Genomic DNA, 9,994 nt, shown 5'->3' on the forward strand with positions numbered 1-9,994 from the left:
AATCTGTGGACAACCGCCCGGTTGGGGACAGCGGCGTCACCCGCCGCTCCGCCGGTCCCTTACACTTCTTGTGGCGATCCGGGTCACCGGGTCGACTTCGCACGCCCCGACACCAGGCCCTCATGGGGCCGGTGTCAGCGCTCCTCGGTCCTTTGCGGCACGGCGCATCGCGGGCGTCAGGCGCGAGTGCCATCCCGGTGCCCGCGGCACAACCGAGAAAACTCAAGGAGAACGGCCATGGCCGTCGTCACGATGCGGGAGCTGCTGGAGAGCGGCGTCCACTTCGGTCACCAGACCCGTCGCTGGAACCCGAAGATGAAGCGCTTCATCTTCACCGAGCGCAACGGCATCTACATCATCGACCTGCTCCAGTCGCTGTCGTACATCGACCGCGCCTACGAGTTCGTCAAGGAGACCGTCGCCCACGGCGGCACCGTCATGTTCGTCGGTACGAAGAAGCAGGCGCAGGAGGCCATCGCCGAGCAGGCCACTCGCGTCGGCATGCCGTACGTCAACCAGCGCTGGCTGGGCGGCATGCTCACCAACTTCTCGACCGTCTACAAGCGTCTGCAGCGCCTCAAGGAGCTGGAGCAGATCGACTTCGAGGACGTCGCCTCCTCCGGTCTGACCAAGAAGGAGCTCCTGGTCCTCTCGCGTGAGAAGGCCAAGCTGGAGAAGACCCTCGGCGGTATCCGCGAGATGCAGAAGGTGCCGAGCGCCGTCTGGATCGTGGACACCAAGAAGGAGCACATCGCGGTCGGCGAGGCCCGCAAGCTCAACATCCCGGTCGTCGCCATCCTCGACACCAACTGCGACCCCGACGAGGTCGACTACAAGATCCCGGGCAACGACGACGCGATCCGCTCCGTCACCCTGCTCACCCGTGTGATCGCCGACGCCGTCGCCGAGGGCCTCATCGCCCGCTCCGGTGTCGCCGCCGAGGGCAAGGGTGAGAAGGCCGCGGGCGAGCCGCTCGCCGAGTGGGAGCGCGACCTGCTCGAGGGCGAGAAGAAGGCTGAGACCGAGGAGGCCGCTCCGGCCGCCGAGGCGCCCGCCGCCGAGGCTCCGGCCACCGAGGCGCCCGCCGCCGAGGCTCCGGTCACCGAGGCTCCGGCCGCCGAGGCTCCGGCCGCCGAGGCTCCGGCCACCGAGGGCGAGCAGGCCTGACCTCAGGTCCGTTCGGCTGATGTGAGGGTGGGTGGCGCCGACCGCGCCACCCGCCGTTCACCCGCAGCCCTTAGATCTTCGTAGCCCGTAGATCTTTGGCGGCCGCCCGTACGATCCGTGGCGGCCGCCGACTTCGAGACTTCGAACTCCGAGAAGAGATTCACAGATCATGGCGAACTACACCGCCGCCGACGTCAAGAAGCTCCGTGAGCTCACTGGCGCCGGCATGATGGACTGCAAGAAGGCGCTGGACGAGGCCGAGGGCAACGTCGAGAAGGCTGTCGAGGCGCTCCGCATCAAGGGCCAGAAGGGCGTCGCCAAGCGCGAGGGCCGCTCCGCCGAGAACGGCGCCGTGGTCTCCATCATCGCCGACGACAACTCCTCCGGTGTCCTCGTCGAGCTGAAGTGCGAGACGGACTTCGTCGCCAAGGGTGACAAGTTCCAGGCCGTCGCCCAGGCGATCGCCGAGCACGTCGCCAAGACCTCCCCGGCCGACCTCGAGGCCCTGCTCGCCTCCGAGATCGAGCCCGGCAAGACGGTCCAGGCGTTCGTGGACGAGGCCAACGCCAACCTCGGCGAGAAGATCGTCCTTGACCGCTTCGCGCAGTTCGCCGACGGCTTCGTGACCGCGTACATGCACCGCACCATGCCCGACCTGCCGCCGCAGATCGGTGTCCTCGTCGAGCTGGACAAGCCGAACGCCGAGGTCGCCAAGGGCATCGCGCAGCACATCGCCGCCTTCGCGCCGAAGTACCTCTCCAAGGAGGACGTCCCGGCCGAGGTCGTCGAGTCCGAGCGTCGTATCGCCGAGGAGACCACCCGCGCCGAGGGCAAGCCCGAGGCCGCGATCGCCAAGATCGTCGAGGGTCGCCTCAACGGCTTCTTCAAGGACGCCACGCTGCTCGGCCAGCCGTACGCGCTCGACAACAAGAAGTCCGTCCAGAAGGTTCTGGACGAGGCGGGTGTCACCCTGAAGCGCTTCACGCGCATCAAGGTCGGCATCTGAGTCCGTACCGCGATCGACGCGCGACCCCGATAGGGTCGTAAGCAGTCGTCCATGCTGTGCGCATTTGCGGTCCGCGCACCAGCGCGGCGGACGACAGCAGATCTGACGAGGAGGCCATTGCCGCGTATGGGATGCCAAACACCCATCGGCAATGGCCTTCTTCGTATGTGCACCACGAGGAGATCTCCATGACCACCAAGGCCGAGAAGCGCGACGACGGCAAAGTAAGCGGCCGGTTTCTGCTGAAGCTGTCCGGAGAGGCGTTCTCAGGCGGTACCGGACTCGGCGTCGATCCGGACGTGGTGCACGCCATCGCCCGTGAGATCGCGGCCGTGGTGCGCGACGGATCCCAGATCGCCGTCGTCATCGGCGGCGGCAACTTCTTCCGCGGCGCCGAGTTGCAGCAGCGCGGCATGGACCGCGCCCGTTCCGACTACATGGGCATGCTCGGCACGGTCATGAACTGCCTTGCCCTACAGGACTTCCTGGAGAAGGAGGGCATCGACTCGCGCGTGCAGACCGCCATCACCATGGGCCAGGTCGCCGAGCCGTACATCCCGCTCCGTGCCGTGCGGCACATGGAGAAGGGCCGCGTGGTCATCTTCGGCGCCGGTATGGGCATGCCGTACTTCTCCACCGACACGACCGCCGCCCAGCGCGCCCTCGAGATCGACGCCGAGGCGCTGTTGATGGGCAAGAACGGTGTCGACGGGGTCTACGACTCGGACCCGAAGACCAACCCCGAGGCCGTCAAGTTCGACTCGCTCAGCTATGGCGAGGTCATCACCCGCGACCTCAAGGTCGCCGACATGACCGCGATCACCCTGTGCCGGGACAACAAGCTGCCCATCCTGGTCTTCGAGCTCCGGGCCGAGGGCAATATCGCGCGGGCCGTCAAGGGTGAGAAGATCGGCACACTCGTGGGTGACCAAGGCGGCCGGGACTGACCAGAGGCAGACCCGTCCGACGGGGTGAGCCCCGTCCGGGCGACGGACCTGACCGGGGGATGGACAATGTCCTACCGGTCCGGAACCGTGCAGGAAGAAGACGCGACGCAGCCGGCGGCCGCCCACGGATGCCGGGCCTACTCAAGACACGCAGGAGCAAGTGGTGATCGAAGAGACCCTCCTCGAGGCCGAGGAGAAGATGGAGAAGGCCGTCGTGGTCGCCAAGGAGGACTTCGCCGCGATCCGCACCGGCCGTGCGCACCCGGCGATGTTCAACAAGATCGTGGCCGACTACTACGGCGCACCGACGCCGATCAACCAGCTGGCCTCGTTCTCGGTGCCGGAGCCGCGCATGGCCGTGGTGACCCCGTTCGACAAGAGCGCGCTGCGCAACATCGAGCAGGCGATCCGCGATTCCGACCTGGGCGTCAACCCGAGCAATGACGGCAACATCATCCGCGTGGTGTTCCCCGAGCTCACCGAGGAGCGCCGCCGCGAGTACATCAAGGTGGCCAAGGGCAAGGGCGAGGACGCCAAGGTCTCGATCCGCTCCGTGCGTCGCAAGGCGAAGGACGCCATCGACAAGCTGATCAAGGACGGCGAGGTCGGCGAGGACGAGGGCCGCCGTGCGGAGAAGGAGCTCGACGACACCACCGCGAAGTACGTCGCGCAGGTGGACGAGCTTCTGAAGCACAAGGAAGCGGAGCTGCTCGAGGTCTGATGAACGACTCTTCCTGGGGGGCGCCGCCACAGACCGGGTACTGGGGGCCCGCCGACCAGGGGCCGCCCCACGGCCCCGGCCCGGCGGGTCCCGCGTACGATGCGCATGACGCCCAGCAGACTCGCCCCATGCCCATCGTGCCCGAGGTACCCGCGCCCGGCGGAGACCAGGATGACGATCCGGGGGCCGCTCGGGTGAGCGGCCCCTTGTTCCGCGACGAGACGCCGCAGGCGCCGGCCCGCTGGGCGGTGCCTGAGAATCCGGAGCCCATGCCCGACGCCCCGCAACCGGCGCCCGCACCGCAGAAGAAGAGCGCGGGCCGTGACCTGGGCGCGGCCATAGGGGTCGGCATCGGGCTCGGTGTCGTGATCGTCGCGTCGTTGTTCATCGTCAAGGCCGTCTTCGTCGGCGTCGTCGCGGTCGCCGTCGTGGTGGGCCTGTGGGAGCTGACCAAGAGGCTGGAGGAGCGCAAGGGCATCAAGGCGCCCCTCGTGCCGCTGGCGGTCGGCGGCGCGGCCATGGTCGTCTCGGGGTATGTGCGGGGCGCCGAGGGCGCCTGGGTGGCAGTGGCGCTCACGGCGCTCGCTGTCCTGGTCTGGCGTATGACGGAACCGCCGGACGGCTATCTCAGGGACGTCACGGCAGGTGTCTTCGCTGCCTTCTACGTGCCGTTCCTGGCCACGTTCGTCTCGATGATGCTGACCGCCGAGGACGGTCCGCGACGGGTGCTTACGTTCCTGGTGCTGACGGTCGTCAGCGACACGGGCGCGTACGCGGTCGGCTGGCGCTTCGGCAGTCACAAGCTCGCTCCGCGCATCAGCCCCGGCAAGACGCGAGAAGGTCTGGTCGGCGCGGTCACCTTCGCGATGGCCGCTGGCGCGTTGTGCATGCAGTTCCTGATCGACAACGGCTCATGGTGGCAGGGTCTTCTGCTCGGTCTCGCGGTCGCGGCCAGCGCCACCCTCGGCGACCTCGGCGAGTCCATGATCAAGCGCGATCTCGGCATCAAGGACATGGGCACGCTGCTGCCGGGACACGGCGGCATCATGGACCGCCTGGACTCGCTCCTGCCCACGGCGCCGGTGGTGTGGCTGCTGCTCGTGCTGTTCGTCGGGAACGGCTGAGGGATCTCCGCGCGTCGCCGGTCTTCACTTCTCCGTCGAGGGGCTCGTCGTCCACAGGACACGAGCCCCTCTTCGCATACCGCGGTACCGCCTTCGTCATTCAGGCCACACGTCCGGCCCGCCCCCGCGCCACTCGATCAGGTCCGACGTCGAGGCGTCGACGTCCTCGAGTCCTGCCCGCCGCATGAACTCTTCGACGTCCCGCGGGCCGTGTGCCAGACCGAGCGTCGCCGCGTCCGCCGTCACCTTGCGGCCGCCGCGGGCCGACGGCGGATGCACCACCACAGGTCGTTCTCCGGACATGCCCACAGAATCGTTCGCCCCTTCCCGGCATGCGTCCTGGCATCGTGTCACCGCAGCCTCGTCACCGTGAAGCCCGTGTGCCGCACCGTCTCCGCCAGGACCTCCACGACCAGTCCGGGCATCGTGACGGTGTAGGTCTCACCGGCGTCCGTACGGCCGTACGCGCATCCGCGCGGTGTGGCGACGCATGCCCCGACCTGCCCGGCCAGGGGAGTCGCGAGAGTCTGCGAGAGCACGGCGCGCCCGTCCGGCAGGCGCACGGCGAGCGCACGCGGCCGCTGCGCCGGACCGGTGTAGCCGAGCACCTCGGCGTCGAAGGTCTGGGTGTGCTGGATCTTCCTCCACGACGAGGAGCAGCCCGCCTGGTACGTCGATGCCGCCTGCTTGGCGACGACGCACTCGACTCCGGCGTCCTGGAGCGAGTCGTACCAGGCCTGTGCCACATCCGGGTCGTCCGAGGCCGGCACCGCCCGGATCCGCGACGGCGACGGCAGGCCTTCCAGGACCTCGAGCATGGCCAGGCGCCGCTCCTCATAGGGGTGGTCCCGCATGTCCGTACCCGGCAGGGCCAGGACGTCCCACACGAGGAAGCGCGCCGGATGCGCCTGCGTCGCCGCCCCCACCCCTGGCGGTGCGGAGGCCGTATGGGACTGAGCCGCCTCGAGGGAGAAGCGCCCGTCGACCGCGACGACGGCCTGGCCGTCGAGGACGACGCCCCGCGGCAGGTCCATCCCGGCCAGGGCGAGGTCCGTCCACGACGCGGTCACATCCTGCCCGGACCGTGACTGGAGGCGCACCGCGTCCGCCGTGCGCCACATGACCGTCCGGTGGCCGTCCGGCTTGATCTCGTACCACCAGCCCGGCCCGGTCGGCAGCGTCGGCACCGGCCGGGCGAGCGCCACCTGTACCGGAAACTCCACGCGATCATCCTCCGACTGCGGCGGAAGGGCCGCCCGCACACCACGAGCAATCGTTCATGCGTTCGATTCTAGGCCTGTGCAGGCACGAACACCACGGGCCCCGGCGGCCGAGGCCGCGTGCCCTGTCGCACGACGTGGTCGCCGAGGCGCCGGAGCGGGCACTCAGGGTCCGTGGAAGGCACAGCCCCTCGTGTCCGATGTGGCCGATCGATGGGGTCGACCACCTCCGTGAGCAGGAAGGCGGCTGGTGTGACCGGGGCATCACTCGCTCTCGACGGGGAACACGGAAAACGGCGGACGAGGCGTTTCTCCGGTGAGGGGAGGCGGCCATATGACTACTGCAGGCGGTTCTCAGGAGACGGTTGCCAAGGCCCTTGAGGCCCTCGGCACGGGTGCCTACCTGACGGACGCGCGCGGCTGCATCGTGGGCGTCAACAGGCGCGGCGAACAACTCCTGGCACGTCCCGCCTCCGGTCTGCTCGGCCATGACGCACACGACCTGCTGCACCGCAGCAGCGGCGGGGAATCCGTGCCGAGGGCCCAGTGCAGGATCTGGGAGTGCATCCTCGCCGGACGCACGGCGCAGGGCGCCGACGAGTGGCTCGAGCGCGGTGACGGCACGCTGCTGCCGGTGTCGTGGCTGGCCACCCCCTGCGACATCGGCGTCCGGCCGTCGATCACCCTCGTCCTCTTCCACTCGGAAGGCCAGGCCGAGGTGCCCGCCCAGCGGCCACCGGCCAGCGGGCGGCTCTCCGATCTGCAACGGCTGACGTTGCTCGCCGAGACGACCACCCTGCTCACCTCCACCCTGGACATCGACGAGGCGCTGCACCGCCTGATCGGCCTCGTCGTGCCCCGCCTCGCCGACTGGGCCGTCATCGACCTGATCAGCGAGGAGGACGAGGTGATCCGCTTCGCTGTCGCCCATGCCGAGAGCGGCACCGTGGAGTTCCGGGAGGATCTCCAGGGCCCCATGCCGCCGGTACCCCAGGACTCCGCGATGCCCCTGTCCCGTGCCCTGCGTGGCATCGCGTCGACCCTCGTCAGCCCCGAGACCTACCAGGGCCAGCCCGATTCCGGCATCGCGGTCGAGCAGCGGCGCCTGTTCGAGGTGACCGGCATGCACTCGGCCGTCGTCGTCCCCATCCGCAGCCTGCGCGACGTACTGGGTGCCCTCACCCTCGGCCGCGCCGACCAGCCCGAGCAGTTCACCTCGACCGACATCGCTTTGCTGGAGGACATCGCCCGTCGCGCCAGCCTCGCCCTCGACAACGCCCGTCTCTACCAGCGGCAGCGCAAGGTCGCGGAGACCATGCAGCGCCATCTGCTGCCGCATCTGCCGCGTGGGTCGGGCCTCGGCATGACCGCCCGCTATCTGCCCGCGCCGGACGCCTCGCAGGTCGGCGGCGACTGGTACGACGCGTTCACACTGACGGACGGCGCCACCGCGCTTGCCATCGGCGACGTCGTAGGCCACGACCTGGACGCGGCGGCCGGCATGGCCCAGTTGCGCAACATGCTCCGCGCGTACGCCCTGTCCCAGCTGGAGCCGCCGAGCAAGATCGTGGAATGGCTGGACAACGCGACCCTGCACATCGCGGAGGTCTCCATGGCCACGCTGGTCTTCGCCCGCATGACGGTCAACGACGCCGGCCAGTGCGAGCTGTCCTGGACCAACGCGGGGCATCCACCGCCGCTGCTGGTCACTCACGAGGGCCTGGCCCACTATCTGACCGACGGCCACGGGATCCTGCTGGGCATCGCGCCCGACCAGGTCCGTCCCGATGCCACGGTGCAACTGCCGCCCGGGGCGACCCTTCTCCTCTACACCGACGGACTGATCGAGTCCCCGGGGCGGATTCTGGACGAGGGCCTGAACCGCCTGCGCAGACATGCGGCGTCCTTGGCCCACCGTCCCCTGGAGTCCTTCGCGGACCAGGTGCTGGCACGGGCGCGCCCGGCGGACAACGAGGACGACGTGGCCCTGCTGGCGGTGCGGGTGCCCAGCTCGTGCCGTTGAGTCCGCGTCGCCGGCCGTCTGCCGCGGAGACAGGGCCTCGACCTGCAAAGACGCCACCTCGGTCCGTAGTGGGCCAGGGCCGTCCGAGGACGCGCCGGCTGGGAGAAGCACCCGATCCACGGCCTTCCTCACGGGCGGCCCGACGCGGTCAGCCACCCAGCAGTGTGCTCAGGAACGCGATGATGACGCAGAGCGCCGCACCCAGAAGCAGGATGATCCCTGCCTGACCGAGCCGGAGCCCTGCGCGGCCGACGAGGCCGGCGCGGAGTTCGGGCCGGCCAGTGGAGTTCGCCCGGGAGGCGAGTCCGGCCCCCGCAAAGACGAACAGGGCCATGCCGAACAGCGTCAACGCCGCGTACCCCTCGGCGCGGGCCGGGCTGATCCGCATGTAGGAGTCAGCGCCGGTCCGGTCCAGGCGGGTGATCTGCCCTGAGGCCAAGGACGGGTTCACGGTGAAGCGTGCCGCTGGGTCCGTGGAGCGGCCGTCGTCCGACCGGAAGGCGCCGGTGCACCAGATCTCGGGCTTCGGATGACCGACCCGCCCGTGCGCAGGATGCGACCGTGAGCGTGCAGGGCTCGCCCAGCAGGCCGACGGCGTGGCCTGCCCGGTAGAGCCCGAAGGTGATCAGCCCGGCCCCGATCAGCGCGAACAGGACAGAGAACGCCGGCCGCTGGGCCGGGTTCGCCGACCGCGACGGCCCACGGTTCGAGATCACCGGTGCCATGTGCTGCCTCCCCGACGTGGCGGTCTCGCGAAGACGACACGTGAAGCTACCGAACGGGCCTAGAGCCGGCGCCACTGGGGGCCACTCTGGGACGGCCGTATGAGAGCACGCAACGGCCCCTGGAATTCGCCTGAAAGGGGAGGAGGGCCGAGCCCTGATGGTCCGGCTGCTGGTCGACGCGGGGGACGGGGAAGCGATCGAGTCGTGGACTCCTTGCCCGGGTGCGAATGTGTGGGTGGGTGTCACTGATGGTGCGGGGTGTTGTCGCGGATGTTTGGTGTTCTGGCCCTGACGCCCACGCCTGACACCACCAGCCCCGTACACGGGCGGTCAGCGCCGAACTCCGGAGGACGATCCCTCGCGGGCCGCGGTCGGTCGACCGAGACCACCAGTCCCCTGTGATCGACTTCCCAATGACGTTGTCAAGCTGTCGCCGTGACCGAAGGTATGGCCTGGTAACACCGTCCGTCACGTAGGAGGGCCCACAGAACGTTGACGCGTCGGCGGGCGAGGGCCAGCACAGCCTGGGTGTGCCGTTTCCCTTCCGCTTTCTTTCGGTCGTAGAACCGTCGTGATTCCTCACAATTACGGATGCTGATGAGGGCGGACATGTAGAAGACCCGTTGTAGACCGCGGTGATACCGCGTAGGGCGGTGGCGGTTGCCGCTGACACGGCCTGAGTCCCGGGGCGCAGGCGCCAGGCCAGCGAATCCCGCGAGGTGATCAGGCGTGGCGAAGAAGGCCATGTCACCGCCGGTGACAGCTACGAATTCGGCTCCAAGCAGGGGCCCGATGCCGGGCAGACTGGTGATCACAGGAGCCAGTTCGTGCTTGCGGAACCGGCTTTCGATGAGCTTGTCGACCTCAGTGATCTTCTCATTGAGGTGCATCACTTCCCGTGCGAGCGTGCTCACCATCTGAGCGCTGGCCTTCTCGCCGACGATCGCGGTGTGCTGGCGCTCAGCTGCCTCGGCAGCCGCCTTCGCCAGCGCCGCGGCGCCTCGCACCTTGCGGTTGCGCAGCCAGGCTTCCAGCCTGCTCACGCCCATTCGTCGAATGGA

Annotated in this window: 10 protein-coding genes; 6 read left to right on the top strand and 4 right to left on the bottom strand. The window is 69.0% G+C overall.

The features are described 5' to 3' along the window. Positions 1 to 237 precede the first annotated feature (237 nt). The 5 genes from rpsB (at position 238) to ABZ904_RS12600 (ending at position 4,965) form a co-directional block, all read left to right on the top strand. On the top strand, positions 238 to 1,167 hold the full coding sequence (gene rpsB, locus ABZ904_RS12580; RefSeq protein WP_361822859.1) for a 30S ribosomal protein S2: 930 nt from the start codon (positions 238 to 240) through the stop codon (positions 1,165 to 1,167). A 169-nt stretch (positions 1,168 to 1,336) separates the two neighbouring features. Beyond that, on the top strand, positions 1,337 to 2,173 hold the full coding sequence (gene tsf / locus ABZ904_RS12585; protein ID WP_360998410.1) for a translation elongation factor Ts: 837 nt from the start codon (positions 1,337 to 1,339) through the stop codon (positions 2,171 to 2,173). 188 nt (positions 2,174 to 2,361) lie between these two features. Further along, entirely contained in the window at positions 2,362 to 3,120 is a 759-nt protein-coding gene (pyrH, locus tag ABZ904_RS12590; RefSeq protein ID WP_359397211.1) for a UMP kinase, read from the top strand. 163 nt (positions 3,121 to 3,283) lie between these two features. Then, positions 3,284 to 3,841, top strand: coding sequence for a ribosome recycling factor (frr, locus tag ABZ904_RS12595; protein WP_014675285.1), 558 nt, complete (start codon positions 3,284 to 3,286; stop codon positions 3,839 to 3,841). Further along, entirely contained in the window at positions 3,841 to 4,965 is a 1,125-nt protein-coding gene (locus tag ABZ904_RS12600; protein ID WP_359397214.1) for a phosphatidate cytidylyltransferase, read from the top strand. The genes frr and ABZ904_RS12600 overlap by 1 nt, the downstream gene beginning before the upstream one ends. 96 nt (positions 4,966 to 5,061) lie before the next feature. On the opposite strand, the gene ABZ904_RS12605 is transcribed toward ABZ904_RS12600, so the two are convergent. Beyond that, positions 5,062 to 5,268, bottom strand: coding sequence for a hypothetical protein (locus ABZ904_RS12605; protein ID WP_359397217.1), 207 nt, complete (start codon positions 5,266 to 5,268; stop codon positions 5,062 to 5,064). Between the two features lie 47 nt (positions 5,269 to 5,315). Next, positions 5,316 to 6,188, bottom strand: coding sequence for a DNA ligase (locus ABZ904_RS12610; RefSeq protein ID WP_361822864.1), 873 nt, complete (start codon positions 6,186 to 6,188; stop codon positions 5,316 to 5,318). A 331-nt stretch (positions 6,189 to 6,519) separates the two neighbouring features. Here ABZ904_RS12610 and ABZ904_RS12615 point away from each other — a divergent pair, with 331 nt between their 5' ends. Further along, positions 6,520 to 8,208: a SpoIIE family protein phosphatase gene (locus ABZ904_RS12615; RefSeq protein WP_359397221.1), complete on the top strand. Its 1,689-nt coding sequence runs from the start codon at positions 6,520 to 6,522 to the stop codon at positions 8,206 to 8,208. Positions 8,209 to 8,356: 148 nt separating this feature from the next. On the opposite strand, the gene ABZ904_RS12620 is transcribed toward ABZ904_RS12615, so the two are convergent. Further along, positions 8,357 to 8,647 carry a hypothetical protein gene (locus ABZ904_RS12620; protein WP_360998411.1) on the bottom strand — a complete coding sequence of 97 codons (291 nt, stop codon included), beginning with the start codon at positions 8,645 to 8,647 and terminating at the stop codon, positions 8,357 to 8,359. A gap of 708 nt (positions 8,648 to 9,355) precedes the next feature. Next, positions 9,356 to 9,994: transposase (locus ABZ904_RS12625; protein ID WP_361822867.1), on the bottom strand; the 639-nt coding region annotated here is incomplete at its 5' end.

Origin of the sequence: Streptomyces sp. NPDC046900 (genome assembly GCF_040644975.1) — a bacterium.
In the GTDB taxonomy this organism is placed as follows: Bacteria; Actinomycetota; Actinomycetes; order Streptomycetales; family Streptomycetaceae; genus Streptomyces.